Origin of the sequence: Amycolatopsis sp. NPDC049691 (genome assembly GCF_040675005.1) — a bacterium.
Classification (GTDB): domain Bacteria; phylum Actinomycetota; class Actinomycetes; order Mycobacteriales; family Pseudonocardiaceae; genus Amycolatopsis.
The window spans coordinates 52,165-66,426 of the sequence record NZ_JBFANX010000022.1 but is presented as its reverse complement, the minus strand read 5'-3'; the positions used below and the strand labels follow the sequence as shown (position 1 = coordinate 66,426).

Annotated in this window: 16 protein-coding genes; 8 read left to right on the top strand and 8 right to left on the bottom strand. The window is 71.7% G+C overall.

The features are described from left to right. Positions 1-33 precede the first annotated feature (33 nt). The gene (locus AB0J40_RS37480; protein ID WP_364463176.1) at positions 34-504 is read left to right on the top strand and encodes a hypothetical protein; all 471 of its coding nucleotides are present in this window, start codon (positions 34-36) and stop codon (positions 502-504) included. Here the strand turns inward: AB0J40_RS37480 and AB0J40_RS37475 are convergent. Together AB0J40_RS37475 and AB0J40_RS37470 are read right to left on the bottom strand one after the other, a co-directional pair. Beyond that, a complete protein-coding gene (locus AB0J40_RS37475; RefSeq protein WP_364463173.1) occupies positions 501-2,138 on the bottom strand; it encodes an ABC transporter permease in 1,638 nt (545 codons plus the stop codon). The genes AB0J40_RS37480 and AB0J40_RS37475 overlap by 4 nt on opposite strands. Further along, positions 2,135-3,031 carry an ABC transporter ATP-binding protein gene (locus tag AB0J40_RS37470; RefSeq protein WP_364463170.1) on the bottom strand — a complete coding sequence of 299 codons (897 nt, stop codon included), beginning with the start codon at positions 3,029-3,031 and terminating at the stop codon, positions 2,135-2,137. The genes AB0J40_RS37475 and AB0J40_RS37470 overlap by 4 nt, the downstream gene beginning before the upstream one ends. Before the next feature lie 93 nt (positions 3,032-3,124). Between AB0J40_RS37470 and AB0J40_RS37465 the strand changes: the two genes are divergently transcribed. Then, positions 3,125-3,613, top strand: coding sequence for a MarR family transcriptional regulator (locus AB0J40_RS37465; protein WP_364463168.1), 489 nt, complete (start codon positions 3,125-3,127; stop codon positions 3,611-3,613). On the opposite strand, the gene AB0J40_RS37460 is transcribed toward AB0J40_RS37465, so the two are convergent. Then, positions 3,610-4,182 carry a TetR/AcrR family transcriptional regulator gene (locus AB0J40_RS37460; protein WP_364463165.1) on the bottom strand — a complete coding sequence of 191 codons (573 nt, stop codon included), beginning with the start codon at positions 4,180-4,182 and terminating at the stop codon, positions 3,610-3,612. The genes AB0J40_RS37465 and AB0J40_RS37460 overlap by 4 nt on opposite strands. Positions 4,183-4,266: 84 nt before the next feature. On the opposite strand from AB0J40_RS37460, the gene AB0J40_RS37455 reads away from it, so the two are divergent. The 4 genes from AB0J40_RS37455 to AB0J40_RS37440 all read left to right on the top strand — a co-directional run bounded on the left by AB0J40_RS37455 (position 4,267) and on the right by AB0J40_RS37440 (position 7,049). After that, positions 4,267-4,875 (top strand): NAD(P)H-binding protein, encoded by a 609-nt coding sequence (locus tag AB0J40_RS37455; RefSeq protein WP_364463163.1) that lies wholly within the window; start codon positions 4,267-4,269, stop codon positions 4,873-4,875. A 9-nt stretch (positions 4,876-4,884) separates the two neighbouring features. Further along, positions 4,885-5,550, top strand: coding sequence for an SGNH/GDSL hydrolase family protein (locus AB0J40_RS37450; RefSeq protein WP_364463160.1), 666 nt, complete (start codon positions 4,885-4,887; stop codon positions 5,548-5,550). Between the two features lie 423 nt (positions 5,551-5,973). Then, positions 5,974-6,579, top strand: a complete 606-nt coding sequence (locus tag AB0J40_RS37445; RefSeq protein WP_086673579.1) for a sigma-70 family RNA polymerase sigma factor — start codon at positions 5,974-5,976, stop codon at positions 6,577-6,579. Next, positions 6,576-7,049: a carboxypeptidase regulatory-like domain-containing protein gene (locus AB0J40_RS37440; RefSeq protein ID WP_364463157.1), complete on the top strand. Its 474-nt coding sequence runs from the start codon at positions 6,576-6,578 to the stop codon at positions 7,047-7,049. Before AB0J40_RS37445 ends, AB0J40_RS37440 begins: the two co-directional genes overlap by 4 nt. On the opposite strand, the gene AB0J40_RS37435 is transcribed toward AB0J40_RS37440, so the two are convergent. After that, positions 7,046-7,792 carry a polysaccharide deacetylase family protein gene (locus AB0J40_RS37435; protein WP_364463437.1) on the bottom strand — a complete coding sequence of 249 codons (747 nt, stop codon included), beginning with the start codon at positions 7,790-7,792 and terminating at the stop codon, positions 7,046-7,048. The genes AB0J40_RS37440 and AB0J40_RS37435 overlap by 4 nt on opposite strands. A 121-nt stretch (positions 7,793-7,913) precedes the next feature. Continuing rightward, positions 7,914-8,351 carry an SRPBCC family protein gene (locus tag AB0J40_RS37430; protein ID WP_364463154.1) on the bottom strand — a complete coding sequence of 146 codons (438 nt, stop codon included), beginning with the start codon at positions 8,349-8,351 and terminating at the stop codon, positions 7,914-7,916. A gap of 68 nt (positions 8,352-8,419) precedes the next feature. On the opposite strand from AB0J40_RS37430, the gene AB0J40_RS37425 reads away from it, so the two are divergent. Together AB0J40_RS37425 and AB0J40_RS37420 are read left to right on the top strand one after the other, a co-directional pair. Then, positions 8,420-10,387, top strand: a complete 1,968-nt coding sequence (locus AB0J40_RS37425) for an FUSC family protein (protein ID WP_364463151.1) — start codon at positions 8,420-8,422, stop codon at positions 10,385-10,387. Between the two features lie 23 nt (positions 10,388-10,410). Continuing rightward, positions 10,411-10,608 carry an antitoxin gene (locus tag AB0J40_RS37420; RefSeq protein ID WP_364463148.1) on the top strand — a complete coding sequence of 66 codons (198 nt, stop codon included), beginning with the start codon at positions 10,411-10,413 and terminating at the stop codon, positions 10,606-10,608. Here the strand turns inward: AB0J40_RS37420 and AB0J40_RS37415 are convergent, their stop codons facing one another. The 3 genes from AB0J40_RS37415 to AB0J40_RS37405 are packed head-to-tail and all read right to left on the bottom strand — an operon-like array spanning position 10,609 to position 14,167. Further along, positions 10,609-11,562, bottom strand: coding sequence for a prephenate dehydrogenase (locus tag AB0J40_RS37415; protein ID WP_364463434.1), 954 nt, complete (start codon positions 11,560-11,562; stop codon positions 10,609-10,611). Positions 11,563-11,612: 50 nt separating this feature from the next. Then, positions 11,613-13,625, bottom strand: coding sequence for an NADPH-dependent 2,4-dienoyl-CoA reductase (locus AB0J40_RS37410; protein ID WP_364463146.1), 2,013 nt, complete (start codon positions 13,623-13,625; stop codon positions 11,613-11,615). After that, a complete protein-coding gene (locus AB0J40_RS37405) occupies positions 13,625-14,167 on the bottom strand; it encodes a PadR family transcriptional regulator (RefSeq protein ID WP_364463143.1) in 543 nt (180 codons plus the stop codon). The genes AB0J40_RS37410 and AB0J40_RS37405 overlap by 1 nt, the downstream gene beginning before the upstream one ends. Positions 14,168-14,262 lie beyond the last annotated feature (95 nt).

Below are 14,262 nucleotides of genomic sequence, written 5' to 3'. Positions count from 1 at the left end.
AACCCGCGGGCCCGGAACCGACGTCCAGACCGCATGCGAAGGATTCCGTGGATCGCGGTGCTGCTCGTCGCCGGCTGCGGCCAGGCGGGCAGCGGCGGGGTGGCCTGCCCGGACATCGGCACCCGGGTCGGGATCGGCCTCACCGTCCCGGACCCCGCCGGCGTCACCCGCGCGACGCTCGACGCCTGCTGGGGCGACCAGTGCGTCACGCGGCCCGTCGACCTCCAGCCGGAGACGGCCGCCGGTCCCACGTCCTGCACCGGGACCGGCCCGGACGCCGCCTGCGGTGCCGCGATGGTCCCGACCGGCGGCCTCCAGGGCTTCGCCGACATGCCCGGCCTACCCGCCGAGCCGGTCAAGGTCACCGTGCGGTTCGACGACGGCCGCCCGCACACCGTCACCGTCACACCGGGCTTCCTGCACCCCGGCGGGCCGGCCTGCGGGCAGGGCGGGCCACAGGCCCAGCTCGTGGCCGGGCCCGGCCACGAGCTGAAACCGCGTTAGCCGACGTCGCGGCGGCGCCAGCCCACCAGGCCGGCCACCAGCGCGGCCACGACGACCGCCATGAGCCAGACCAGCGGCGTCGCGACGAACTCCTGGCCCGGGATCTTCGGCGGGTGCTGGAACGGTGACACGTCCAGCACCGCCTGCGGCAGGTTGACCACCGGCCCGAACAGGCTCAGCAGCAGCGCCAGCGCACCCACCGCCCACGCGGCGGCCGAGAACCCCGGCAGCAGCCCGAAGATCGCCACGGCCAGCGCGACGACCACCCAGGCCGCCGGCAGCTGGACGAGCATCCCGGCGAGCGCGTCGCCGACCGAGCCGCCGACGTCACCGGTGCGCAACCCGTTGGCCAGCCCCATGAACAGCCCGCCGGCGAGCAGCAGCAACGCCGTGCCGAAGAACGCGAACACGAGGTGGCCGCCCGCCCAGCGCAGCTTGCCGACGCTCGTGGCCAGCACCGGCTCCAGCCGGATCGCCGTCTCCTCGCCGCGCATCCGCAGCACGGCCTGGACCCCGTACAGCGCCGCGACCATGGCGAACATCCCGGCCATCGCGGCGAGGAACGCCTGCGTGAGCGCGTGGCTGCCGCCGAGCCGTTCGAAGATCTGCTGCGCCTGCGGGCTCGACCCGACGAGGTCGCCGATGCCGCTGGCGATGGAGCCGAACACCGCGCCGACCACGGCCGTGCCGATCGTCCAGCCGAGCAGCGGGCCGCGGTGCAGCCGCCAGGCCAGTGCCAGCGGCGACCGCAGGCTCGCCGCCGCCCTGGCCGGTCCCGGCCGCGGCGGCAGGATGCCGACGCCGACGTCGCGGCGGGGGAGCAGCCAGTACCCGGCCGCGCCGACGACCAGCGCGAACACGACCGGCAGCGCGAGCACCCACCAACGTTCGCCGGCGAACGCGCGGACCTGCTGCACCCAGCCGATCGGCGACAGCCACGACAGCCAGCGAGCGTCCACAGTGGAGTCTCCGGCGCCGCGCAGCAGGAACGCCGCGCCGACGACGGCGGTGCCGATGCCGTTGGCCGTGCGGGAGTACTCGGCGAGCTGGACGGCGACCGCCGCGACGGCCGTGAACACCAGTCCCGCCAAGGCTTCCGACGCTGCGAAGGCGACCGAACCGGCGGCGGGCAGGCCGGCACCGATCATGCTCGCGGCCTGGATCAGTCCGATGAGGACACTCGCACCACCGGCCACCAGCAGCGCCGACGTCAGCGCCGCGTACCGGCCGACGACCGCGGACGCGAGCAGCTCGGCGCGGCCCGTGTCCTCCTCCGCGCGGGTGTGCCGGGTGACCGTGAAGACGACCATCAGCCCGGTGAGCAGCGCCAGGAACCCGCTCATGCGCCAGGCGATGAAGCCGCCGGCGGTGGTCAGGTCGAACGGCGGCCCGTAGAGCAGCGCGTACGACGGGTTGGTGTTCGCGCCGGCCTGCAGGGCCAGCCGGTCGGCGACCGTCGGGTAGAACTGCGTGAACGTGTTGACGGTGCTCGCCGGGACGATGCTGAGCAGCACGATCCAGATCGGCAGGACCACGCGGTCGCGGCGCAGCGCGAGCCGGGTGAGGTGCCAGGTGCCCGCCAGTTCGTGCGCGGGCGCGACCTCGGCTTCGGCGCGGGAGAGCGTCGCGGTCATTTCGCGCTCGCCTCGGTCGTGTAGTGCCGCAGGAACAGCTCCTCGAGTGTCGGCGGCTGGCTGACCAGGCTGCGGACGCCGACTTCGGTGAGCCGGCGCAGGGCCTCGTCGAGCGAGCGCGTCTCGACGTCGAAGCGGACGCGGTTGCCCTCGACCTTGAGGTCGTGGACGTTGGTCAGCTTCGTCAGCCCGTTGGGCGGGCCGGCCAGCTCGGCGGTGATCGACGTCCGGGTCAGGTGCCGCAGCTCGGCGAGGGTGCCGGACTCGACCGTACGGCCGTTGCGGATGATGCTGACCTTGTCGCACAGCGCCTCGACCTCGGCGAGGATGTGGCTGGAGAGCAGCACGGTCCGGCCCTGCTCGCGCTCCTCCTGGATGGCGTACTGGAAGGTCGCCTCCATCAGCGGGTCGAGGCCGGACGTCGGCTCGTCGAGGATCAGCAGGTCGACGCGCGAGGCGAGCGCGGCGACGATGGCGACCTTCTGCCGATTGCCCTTGGAGTACGTCCGCCCCTTCTTCTTCGGGTCGAGGTCGAACCGCTCGATGAGGTCGGCGCGGCGCTTCTCGTCCAGGCCGCCGCGCAGGCGGCCGAGCAGGTCGATCACCTCGCCGCCGGAGAGGTTGGGCCAGAGGTTGACGTCGCCGGGCACGTAGGCCAGGCGGCGGTGCAGGCTCGCGGCGTCCTTCCAGGGGTCGCCGCCGAGCAGCCGGACGTCCCCCGAGTCCGCGTGGAGCAGGCCGAGCAAGACCCGGACGGTGGTCGACTTCCCGGCGCCGTTCGGGCCGAGGAAGCCGTGCACCTCCCCAGCGGGCACTTGCAGGTCGAGGCCGTCGAGGGCCTTCGTCCGGCCGAACGACTTGTGCAGGTCGATGACCGAAATGGCGTTTTCCATGCTTCGGAAGCTACACTCGATTCACGAAGTTGTGAAGTTAAGAAAATGTCTAGATTGAGTGATCTTGGGGGACGGGTACGGGAGGATGGGCCGATGACGACGCCTGACACGAAGAGAGACGAAGACGCCGTCCGCCGTTACGTCGAGAGCCTCGGGCTCGTGCTCTCGCAGATCGGGATGCAGCGCATGTCCGCGCGGGTGTTCGCGGCGCTGATGACCACCGACGACGCCCGGCTGACCGCCGCGGACCTGGCCTCGCAGCTGTCGGTCAGCCCGGCCGCGATCTCGGGCGCGGTGCGCTACCTCGAACAGATCGGCTTGGTCGCCAAGGAGCGCGAGCCCGGCGAGCGCCGCGACCACTACCGCCTCTACGACGACCTCTGGTACGCCACGTTCCTCAAGCGTGACCGCATGATCATCATGTGGCGCGACGCGGCCGAGAACGGCATCGAAGCGCTCGGCGAGGACTCGCCGGCGGGGAAGCGGCTCGCCGAGATGCGCGACTTCCTGTCCTTCATGCTGGTCGAGCTCAACGGCATGTACGAGCGCTGGCACAAGCTGCGCGAGGAGAAGAACGCCTAGAGGGCGGTGAGCAGCGTGTCCGCGAGCCGTCCGGCCAGCTCGGCCGGCTCGGCCGGCTCGCGCTCCTCGAACGTCGCCAGGAACGCCTGCTGGAAGCACGCCCCGAGGAGCAGGGCGGCCGCCGCCTCGACGTCGGTGTCCGCCTTGAGCCTGCCCAGTGCCACCTCGGCGCGCAGGTAGTCCTCGACCCCCTTCAGCGGGATGCGCGGCCCGGCGCCGCCCACGCGGTCGCGGTGCGAGCGCAGCAGCTCGCGCGAGGAGAACATCGAGATGGCGATCGGGAAGCTGTCGGCGTAGAACGCCAGGCCGAGCCGTGCGACGCGCACGAGGTTGTCCCGCAGCGGCGCCCGCCCGGGGTCGGCGGTCAGCTCGGCCAGGGTGGCGCCCAGCGCCGGCAGTTCGTCGGAGAGCACGCTGAGGAACAGGTCGGTCTTGTCGCGGAAGTGCTTGTAGAGCATCGCTTCCGAGTACCCCGCGGTCCGCGCGATGACCTTGGTGGTCGCGTGCGCGTAGCCCTGCTCGCGCATCACCTTCGCGGCCGCGGCGACGATCTCCTCACGGCTTCCCATGGCGGCTCCCTGAGTGCGTTCTCAGCGTGGTTAGTGAACACTCACCCTACCTGGTGAGTGTTCACTAACCACGAAGGAGACACCATGAAGATCACCGTGCTGGGGGCGACCGGCGGGGTCGGCGGCGAGGTCGTCAAGCAGGCTCTCGAACGCGGCTGGGACGTCACGGCCGTCGTCCGCGACGCGGCTCGGTTCACACAGCCGGCTCACGTCGTCGTCGCCGGCCTGCGCGACCACGACAAGCTGGCGGCCGCGATCGAAGGCCGCGACGCGGTCATCTCGGCGGTGGGATCCCGCGACCGCGGCCCGACGACGGTCTGCGTGGACGCCGCCCGCGCGGCGATCGACGCCGGCGCGAAGCGCTTGCTGGTGGTCAGCGCCAGCGGCATGCACACCGAAGGTGACGGCTTCTTCACGCGCAGCCTCGTGAAACCGCTGCTCAACACGTTTCTCAAGCACGGCTGGGCCGACATGCTCGCGATGGAGGACGTCGTCACGGCGTCCGGGGTGGACTGGACGGTGGTCCGCCCGCCGATGCTGCTGAACGGGCCGCGCACGGGCAAGGTCGCGAGCCGGCTCGACGGGAACGTCCGCACCTTCACCATCCGGCGCGCCGACGTCGCCGCGTACCTGCTCGACGCCGTGGCGGACCCCACGCTGATCAGGGCGAAGGTTTCGATCGCCCACGGCTAGTTTCGAAGGATGGTGCTCCTGGCTCAAGCCCTGTACGTCAAGCGCAAGACCCCGCGGCTCCCGGGTGCCGCGGGGCCGACCGAGGGACTCGTGCCGGGCGACGGCGAACCCTTCCGGCTGGCCGTGCTCGGTGAGTCCACTGTGGACGGCGTCGGCGCGGCGAACCACGAGGAAGCGCTCACCGGCTGCCTCGCCCGCGAACTCGCGCGCGGCGGCCGCGCGGTGCGCTGGCAGGCGGCCGGGCGGACCGGCGCCAACGCCCGGGTCGCCCGCGCCGAGCTGGTCCCGCTGCTGCGGCCGGCCGACCTGGTCGTGGTCGCCCTCGGCGTCAACGACACCATCGAGCTGCGGACGGCTCCCGCCTACCGCCGCGACCTCCTCGAACTGGTCGTCGAGCTGCGGCGGCGGCTCGGCCCGGTCGACGTCCTGCTGGCCGGGGTGCCGCCGATGTCGCGCTTCCCGGCGCTGCCGCGGCCGCTGCGGGACGTCCTCGCGGCCCGCTCGGCCGCCCTCGACAAGGCGGCCGCGACACTGGCGAAGATCCCCGGCGTCCGGCACGTGCCGATGGACCCCGCCCTGCTCGACCCGGCCGCCTTCGCCTCCGACAACTTCCACCCCGGACCCGCCGGATACGCGCGCTGGGCCCGAACTCTGGCACGCCCCGTGATCAGTTAGCCGCGCTGCGTCGATCTTCGAAAAAACTTGGAGATTCCGGTATCTGGCGGTGCCGCCACTGCGTCCTGTGGGGCAGCCAAGCACGGAGATGGGAACGAGGCAGGGGGTGCCGAGTTCGGAAATGCACGGTGGCCGGGAGCCGAGGGGGCTACCGGACACCGTAGGCCGGGTGCCCTTCGGGGGAGGGGACATCCGGCGGGGCCCGTTGGGGAGCGGGTCCTTGAGGGAGGGGAGTACCGGTCGGCGCGCGTTCACCCGGTCGCGTCGGCCGGTACCTCCCGCAGCCGTTTTTGCCCGCCCAGCGCGACCGACGAAGTAAGTGACTTGATGTATCCGAGATCCACCTGCACGCTCCTTCCCCCCGAAGGACCCGCGATACTGCCGTTGCCGACTCGAAGACTTTTCCGAAGAGGGGCAGATACCGTGACCGACGTGCAGACCACAGAGGTAGACCCACCGTGGGAGGGCTTGACCGGTGCCGAGCTGCACGCCGCGTGCATGCGGGCGGCCCGGGACGGCGACCGGCGGGCGATGGACCGCCTCGTCGCCGAGCTGACCCCGCTCGTCTGGCACGTCGCCCGGGCCAACGGCCTCGACCGCTCGGTCGCCGAGGACGTCGTGCAGACCGTGTGGCTGGCGCTGTTCAGCCAGCTCGGCAAGCTCCGCGACCCCAAGGCCCTCGCCGCCTGGCTCATCACGACCACCCGGCGCGAAGCCACCCACCCCTTCGGCCGCCGCATCCAGCCGGTGCCCTTGAGCGACGAGGTCGCCGAGGCCATGCCGAGCACCCAACCGGCACCCGAAGACGAAGCCGTCCGCGCCGACCGCGACCGCCGGGTCTGGCGCGCCTTCGTCCGGCTGCCCCAACGCTGTCAGGAACTGCTCCGGCTGACCGTCCTCGCGGGCCGCGCGGAGTACCAGCTCGTCGCCGAGGCGCTGCGCATGCCACGCGGCAGCGTCGGCCCGACCAGGGGGCGCTGCCTCGACCAGATGCGCGATCTCCTCGCCAGTGAAGGGGGAAGCCGATGAACGACCTCGGAGCGCCGGGCGAGGCCCATTCCGACGACATGATCCTGGCCGGCATCGGCCGCTTCCTCGACGAACTGGACCCGCCACCGGGTGACCTGGTGCAGCGGGTCCAGTTCGCGCTCGCCCTCGAAGACCTCGACGTCGAGGTCGCGCGCTGGGAACGGCTGGACAACCTCGCCGGCGTGCGCGGCGGCGGCACCGGGACGATCACGTTCACCGTCAGCGACCTGACGGTGATGATCAACCTGACGAAGATGGGCAAGCTGCACCGCATCGACGGCTGGCTGGTGCCCGCCGGCCAGTACGGCGTCGAGGTGCGCGTGGCCGAGCACGGCACGACGTCGACGACCGCCGACGAAGGCGGCCGGTTCGTGCTGGACAACGTGCCGCGCGGGACGACGCAGATCCTGGTGCACCTCGGTGACGTGTCGTGCCGCCGGACGGTCGTGACGCCGACGGTGGTGCTCTAACCGAGGAAGTCGGCCAGGGGGACGGGGGTCAGCCCGTCCTTCTTCGCCTGCTCGACGAACGCCGTGTAGTCCTCTTTGAAGGTCTTGCGGAAGTGCATCAGCACGATGTCGCCGGGCTTGAGCTTGTCGCCGGCCTGGAACTGGACGTGCCCGTCGTTGACCGCGGCCGTCCACAGCACGGCGACGCGCATCCCGCACGCGGCCGCCGCGCGCAGGGTGTTCTGGTCGTAGTTGCCGAACGGCGGCCGGAACAGCGACGGCCGGACGCCGAGCGACGCCTGGAAGTCGTCGGCGTCGTCGCAGATCTCCTTGCGCTGGAACTCGAACGGCTTGCCCTTGAGGTTCGGGTGGTCGACCGTGTGGTCGCCGAGCGTCGCGCCGGTCGCGTCGAGGATCTGCTTGAAGTAGGCCTCGTGGCCCTTCACGTACTTCTGGTTCAGGAACAGCACGGGGTGGGTGCCGTTCTGCTGCATCAGCTTCAGCGCGTCGGGGTCCTTGACCGCGCCGTCGTCCATGGTGAGGAAGACGTACGGCTTGTCGGTGGTGATCCGGCGGACCACGGGGACCTGGCCGTTCTCGACGGCCGGTGCTTTTTGCTGGACGGTGCCGAACGGGTACGGCGCCGACGTCGTCGCCCCGGGCCCGCCCCCGGGTGCCGGGTTCGGCTGGCTGGTGCCGAACTCCTTCTGGGCCGGTTCGCTCGTCGAGCAAACCGTCAAGGCGAGTGCCGCGGCGGTGACCACGGCTGCGACGCGCTTCATCCCGCGTCCCCCTTTCGCGTAGTGGAGAACTACCCGATCGGGTGACGCGGGGGTGTGGGCGGAAGTTGCGTCGGCTGATCTTCTGTGGCCGGGACCACCCAGGTCAGCGTCCCGTTTCGGCCGCCTTGACCAGCTTGCCGGAGAACAGCCGGATCACCCGTTCGAGTCCGGCCGCGAGGATCGGGCCGCTGCCCTTGACCGGTTCGGTGAACGACCCGGTCCACCGCAGGTGCGTGCCGCCGTCGGCGGTGGGGGTGAGGAGCACCTCGGCGCGGTAGTCCTTGAACGGCTTGCCGCCGAAGAACGTGTAGACGTGCTTGCGGCCGGGCTCGTACTCGACCGTCTCCTCGCGGATCAGCACCGGCCAGAGGCCGACCTCGCGGACGGCGCCGACGCCGGGGCCGGGGCGCTTCCAGCGGGCCTGGACGATCAGTGGCTTTCCCCACTCCGCCCAGCGCGGACCTTCGGCCTCGCGCGCGAACAACGCCTCCGGCGGAGCCGTGCTCGTGCGGTTGACCTCGAAGGAGAACTTGCGGCCCACCGGAACCTCCCACGTTGTTGACAGATTGATAATTAAGCGTTCCCGGCAGCGTAGGTCAAGATGGGGGCGTGAGCACGCCGCGTCCCGACATCGCCGCGCCGCACTGGCTTACCCAGCTCCTGCGCAGCAAGCCGGTCCCGGTGCCGTGGAACATGGTCGCCCGCGCGGTCGTCGCGCTGGCCGTGCCGCTCGCGGTCGCCTACGCGGCCGGGGACATCGCCGTCGGCGCGCTGATCTCGACCGGCGCGCTGCCCGCCGTGCTGTCCGAATCCGCCGGTCCCTACCGCTACCGCGCGCGCCGCCTGGGTGGCGCGACGCTCGCCGCGACCGCCGGGTACGTCGTCGGGCTGCTCACCGGCGGGACCCCCGCCCTGTCCGTGCCGGCGGTGATCCTGGTCGCGGCGGTGTCCGCGCTGATCAGCGCGGCCGGCAGCAACGCCTCGGTCGCCGGGCTGCAGATGTTCGTGTTCTGCGTCCTCGGCACCGGGCAGCACGCGACCGGCGTGCGCGTCGAGGTCCTGCTGGGTTTCTTCTGCCTCGGCGCCGTCTGGAGCCTGACGGTCGCGCTCGCCAGCTGGACGTTCCGGGCGACCAGCCCCGAACGCTCCGCCGTCGCGCACGTCTACGTCGAGCTGGCCGCGATGCTCTCGGCGACCGACGAAGCCGTCTCGCGCGTCGCCCGTCACCGGCTGACCACGGCCATGAACACCGCCTACGACCAGCTGCTCACCGCGCGCTCGTGGCTGTCCGGCCGCGACGCCGCCTACCGGCAGCTGCTCAACCTGCTTTCGGCGACGACGCCCGCCGTCGAGGCGTCGGTGGCGATGGTCAACGCCGGTCGTCGCCCGCCCCAGGACGTCATCGACCACTTCGTCGCGCTGTCGGCGTCGGTGCTGGCCAGCCAGCCGCTGCCGGAACCGCCGCCGATGTCCGCCGACGAAGGCGATCCGCTGCTCGCCGCGCTGTACGCCGGCCTGGTCCGGATCGGCAAGGGCGACGACCGCAAGCGCCGCGAGCCGACGCCCTGGCACCGGCGGCTGCGGACGTGGGCGGGCTCGCTCGCGTCCGGCCCGCTGACCTGGATCGCCGCGCTGCGGCTGACGCTGTGCGTGGCGATCGCCGAGGTCGTCGGGCTGCTCGTGCCGCTGGAGCGGTCGTACTGGATCACCTTGACGGTCGGGATCGTGCTGAAGCCGGACTTCGGCTCGGTCTTCGGCCGCGCGGTGCTGCGCGGGATCGGCACGGTCGTCGGCGTCGGCGTGGGGGCGGTCGTGCTCGGCGTCGGCGGGCACGGCTGGCTGCTGGTCGCGCTGATCGCGGTCTTCGCCGGCGGGGTCGCGGTCGGGAAGGTGCGCAACTACGGCATCCTCAGCGCGTTCGTGACGCCGTTGATCATCCTGCAGATGGACCTGGCGAACACCGGCAGCTGGAACGTCGTGGTGGCGCGGCTGGTCGACACCGTCCTGGGCTGCGCGATCGTGCTCGTCTTCGGCTACCTGCTGTGGCCGGGCAGCCGTCGCCCGCAGGTCGGCGGCCGGCTGGCCGACGGGCTGGACGCGGTCGCGAAGTACGTCTCGTGCGCGCTGGTCGAGGCTTCGTCCGGCGACGCCCGGCTGGCGCGGTCGCGGGCTCGCCGCGGTGCCTACCGGGCGCTCGCCGACCTGCGGACGGCGTTCCAGCAGGTCGTCGTCGAGCCGTCGGCGAACGGCCGCCAGGCGGTGGCGTGGTGGCCGGTCATCGCGGCGCAGGAACGCGTCGCGGACGCCGTCACCGAGGTCGGCGTGACCATCGGACGGGGTGCCCCACCGCCGGCGCCGGGTGACATCGAGCTGCTCACCGCGGCCCTGGACGAACTCGCGTCGGCGATCCGCGAGCAGCGCGAGCCGCGGTCGGTGCCGCTGCCGGACGCCCCGCAGCTGGCCGGGGTGGTCGACCAGCTGGAGTCGGCGTTCGACGCCGTCCGTGGGCCCGACCTGGTGGAACGCACGCCGTTGCGGCTGGTCCGGCGGTTCCTGCCCTACCACAGGCGCACGTGAGGTCCGTGCTGTTCAATTGCCGCATGGGAATCGACTTCGACGCGTTGAAGGGCAAGGCCGAAGAGGCCCTGCGCGAGCACAACGACAAGATCGAGGAGGGCCTGGACAAGGCCGCGGACTTCGCGAAGTCCAAGTTCTCCGGCCACGACTCGCAGATCGACAGCGGCGTCGAGAAGGCCAAGGACTTCCTCAACAAGTTCGACGACACGCCGGACCGATAGCTACTGGACCTCGCCCGTCGCGATCCCGTCGGACAGGCCGGTGATCCGGCCGCCGCGCTCGCCGAGCGCGATCAGGCCCTGCCGGGCGTCCGGCGCCGAAAGGCTGATCCGGACCCCGGCGCGGTCGACGTCGAGGCTGGCGGCGAGCGCCTGCGCGCCTTCGTAGCCCGCGTTGATCGTGGCCGCCAGCCCGCCGGTCGACGCGAGCGAGCCGCGGGCGGCGCCGAGCCGGCCGAGGGCTTCGTCGACGATCGGCAGCAGCGCGTCCCGGTTGCCTTCGGTCATCGCGCGCACGAGGTGCGGGTTCGAGCCCGCGACCCGCGTGCCGTCGCGGTAGGATCCGGCGGCCAGCGACATGGCGAGCGGCCCGCCCTCGGCGCCGATCGTGGCGAGGATCGCCGCGAACAGGTGCGGCAGGTGCGAGATCCGGGCGACGGCTTCGTCGTGCGACTCGGCGGGCAGCGGCACGACGTGCGCCCCGACGTCCAGCACGAACCCCGCGACCTCGGCCCAGGCCTCGAGGTCGGTGTCCTCCTCGACGGCGACGACCCAGGCCGCGCCCTGGAACAGCGCAGCGTCCCCGGCCAGCCAGCCCGAGTTCGACGTCCCGGCCATCGGGTGCCCGCCGACGTACCGCGTGTACGGCACGCGGCGGCGGACGGCGTCCAGTACCGGCGCTTTCACGCTGGTCACGTCGGTGAGCAGGCAGTGCGACGCGTGCTGGGACACCAGGCGCAGCAGGTCTTCGACGGCGGGCAGCGGCACCGCCAGCACGACCATCGCGTCGTCGGCGGCGGCCCGGTGCAACGCGGCTTCGACGTCCGTCGTGACGTCGTAACCCGCTCTGCTGGCCGCGTCGGCGTCCACTTCGGAAACCGCGGCGCCGAACGCCGTGCGGCCGCTGGCGGCCGCCGCGCGCAGCAGCGACCCGCCGATCAGCCCGAGCCCGATCACGCATACGTCTCGCACGGGGCCCATCCTGCCAGTGCCGGACGCATTCAGGGCTACAGCGCGGCGGCGAGCCTCGTTCCCTGGTCGATCGCGCGTTTCGCGTCGAGTTCCGCGGCGACGTCGGCCCCGCCGATCAGGTGCACCGGCACCCCGGCGGCCCGCAGTTCCTCGGCGAGGTCCCGCACGGGCTCCTGACCGGCGCAGACGACGACCGTGTCGACTTCGAGGAGCCGCGGGGTGCCGTCGACGGTGATGTGCAGGCCGGCGTCGTCGATCTTCTCGTACGTCACGCCGGGGATCTGCTCGACGCGTTTCGCCTTGAGCGCGGCGCGGTGCACCCAGCCCGAGGTCTTGCCGAGCCCGGAACCGATCCCGGACTTCTTGCGCTGCAGCAGGTACACCCGCCGCGGCGAAGGCTCGGGCTTTCGTTCGGTGAGCCCGCCCGCCGCGGTCTCCGGGTCGGTGACACCCCACTCGGCCATCCACGCGTCGAGGTCGAGCGCGGGCGAGTCGGTGTGCGTGAGGAATTCGCTGACGTCGACGCCGATCCCGCCGGCGCCGATGACGGCGACCCGCTCGCCGACCGGCTTGCCGTGCTTCACGACGTCGACGTACGACAGCACCTTCGGGTGGTCGATCCCGGGCAGCGACGGCACGCGCGGCGCGACGCCGGTGGCCAGCACGACCTCGTCGAACCCGGTGAGCCCGGCCGCGGACGCGCGCTTTCCGAGGTGCAGCTTCACGCCGGTCACCTCGAGCCGCCGCCGGTAGTAGCGGATGGTCTCGGCGAACTCCTCCTTGCCGGGGATCTTCCGCGCGATGCCGAACTGGCCGCCGATCTCGTCGTCGGCTTCGAAGAGTTCGACGCTGTGGCCGCGTTCGGCGAGCGCGGTCGCCGCGGACAACCCGGCGGGACCCGCGCCGACGACGGCGACGTGCTTCGCCCGCCGCGTCGGCGCCAGCGTCAGCTTGGTCTCGTGGCCCGCGCGCGGATTCACCATGCAGGACACGAGCTTGCGCTTGAAGGCGTGGTCGAGGCAGGCCTGGTTGCAGGCGATGCAGGTGTTGATCTCGTCTTCGCGGCCGGTCTCGGCCTTGCGGATCCACTCGGGGTCGGCGAGGAACGGCCGCGCCATCGACACGAGGTCGGCGGCGCCGCTGCTCAGCGCCTCCTCGGCCACCTGCGGCATGTTGATCCGGTTCGACGTGACGACCGGGATGCCCACGTGCGGCTTGAGCTTCCCGGTCACCCAGGTGAACGCGGCGCGCGGCACCGACGTCACGATCGTCGGCACGCGGGCCTCGTGCCAGCCGATGCCGGTGTTGATGATCGTGGCCCCCGCCGCCTCGACTTCTCGGGCGAGCGCGACGACGTCCTCCCAGCGCTGGCCGCCTTCGACGAGGTCGAGCATCGAAAGCCGGTAGACGATGATGAAGTCGTCGCCGATCTTTTCCCTGGTGCGCTTGACGATTTCGACGGCGAACCTCCGCCGCTTCTCCGGCGTGCCGCCCCAGGCGTCGGTGCGCTTGTTGGTGCGCTCGGCGAGGAACTGGTTGATCAGGTAGCCCTCGGAGCCCATGATCTCGACGCCGTCGTAGCCCGCTTCGCGCGCGAGAGCTGCGCAGTTCGCGAAGGCGTTGATCTGCTGCTTGACGCCGTGGTTGGTGAGGCCACGCGGGCGGAACGGGTTGATCGGCGCCTTGATGCTCGACGCCGACACGCTCAGCGGGTGGTAGGCGTACCGGCCCGCGTGCAGGACCTGCAGCGCGATCTTGCCGCCGGCGTCGTGCACGGGTGCGGTGAGCTGCCGGTGCTGCTTGGCTTCGGCCGACGTCGTCAGCTTGGAGGCGAGCGGCAGCAGCCAGCCGGTGCGGTTCGGCGCGAACCCACCCGTGACGATCAGCCCGACGCCGCCGCGGGCGCGTTCGGCGTAGTACTCGGCCAGCTCGGGGAAGTGTGCGGCTTTGTCTTCGAGACCGGTGTGCATCGAGCCCATCAGGACGCGGTTGCGCAGCGTTGTGAAGCCGAGGTCGAGCGGGGACAGCAAGTTCGGGTACGGGGTCATCAGGCGTCCTTCGGGTGGTGGAGGGCGGCGAGAACTTCGTCGAACCACTCGACCTGGCCCTCTTCGACGCGGATGCCGCCGCGCAGGACCAGGTACTGGTGCAGCTGCCTGCCGTGCAGGCCCGCCGGCGCGGGGAAGTCGCGCTTCTCGATCTGGCGGTAGACGTCGAGGCGTTCGGCGTGCTTCGCGCGGTGCCGGACGATCTCCTCGGCGACTTCGGCCGGATCGCCGAAGCTCGCGCCGCGGATCTTCACGGCCAGTTCGACGGGGCCCGCGTTGGGATCGGGTTCGGCCAGCCAGCGGACGAGTTCGGCGCGGCCGCTCTCGCTGACCGTGTAGACCTTCTTGTCCGGCCGGCCCGACTGCGCGACGACGTCGACGGCGACCCAGCCGGCCTCTTCCATCCGCTTCAGCACGCGGTAGATCTGCTGGTGGGTGGCGCTCCAGAAGAGCCCGATCGACTTCTCGAACCGGCGCGTCAGCTCGTAGCCCGAGCCGGCGCGCTCGGACAGCGAGACGAGGATCGCGTGTTCCAGTGCCATGGACCGAGGGTGCTATGCAACGAGTTGCAGTGCAACGAGGCGCTCATCACTTCACCCCCTCGGGTGGGATAAATCGGGTCGACTCCGCGTGCAAA

Bases quoted from the DNA above. Each gene is read 5' to 3' on its own strand.
- AB0J40_RS37480 (WP_364463176.1), top strand. From the start codon at position 34: ATGCGAAGGATTCCGTGGATCGCGGTGCTGCTCGTCGCCGGCTGCGGC.
- AB0J40_RS37475 (WP_364463173.1), bottom strand. From the start codon at position 2,138: ATGACCGCGACGCTCTCCCGCGCCGAAGCCGAGGTCGCGCCCGCGCAC.
- AB0J40_RS37470 (WP_364463170.1), bottom strand. From the start codon at position 3,031: ATGGAAAACGCCATTTCGGTCATCGACCTGCACAAGTCGTTCGGCCGG.
- AB0J40_RS37465 (WP_364463168.1), top strand. From the start codon at position 3,125: ATGACGACGCCTGACACGAAGAGAGACGAAGACGCCGTCCGCCGTTAC.
- AB0J40_RS37460 (WP_364463165.1), bottom strand. From the start codon at position 4,182: ATGGGAAGCCGTGAGGAGATCGTCGCCGCGGCCGCGAAGGTGATGCGC.
- AB0J40_RS37455 (WP_364463163.1), top strand. From the start codon at position 4,267: ATGAAGATCACCGTGCTGGGGGCGACCGGCGGGGTCGGCGGCGAGGTC.
- AB0J40_RS37450 (WP_364463160.1), top strand. From the start codon at position 4,885: ATGGTGCTCCTGGCTCAAGCCCTGTACGTCAAGCGCAAGACCCCGCGG.
- AB0J40_RS37440 (WP_364463157.1), top strand. From the start codon at position 6,576: ATGAACGACCTCGGAGCGCCGGGCGAGGCCCATTCCGACGACATGATC.
- AB0J40_RS37420 (WP_364463148.1), top strand. From the start codon at position 10,411: ATGGGAATCGACTTCGACGCGTTGAAGGGCAAGGCCGAAGAGGCCCTG.
- AB0J40_RS37410 (WP_364463146.1), bottom strand. From the start codon at position 13,625: ATGACCCCGTACCCGAACTTGCTGTCCCCGCTCGACCTCGGCTTCACA.
- AB0J40_RS37405 (WP_364463143.1), bottom strand. From the start codon at position 14,167: ATGGCACTGGAACACGCGATCCTCGTCTCGCTGTCCGAGCGCGCCGGC.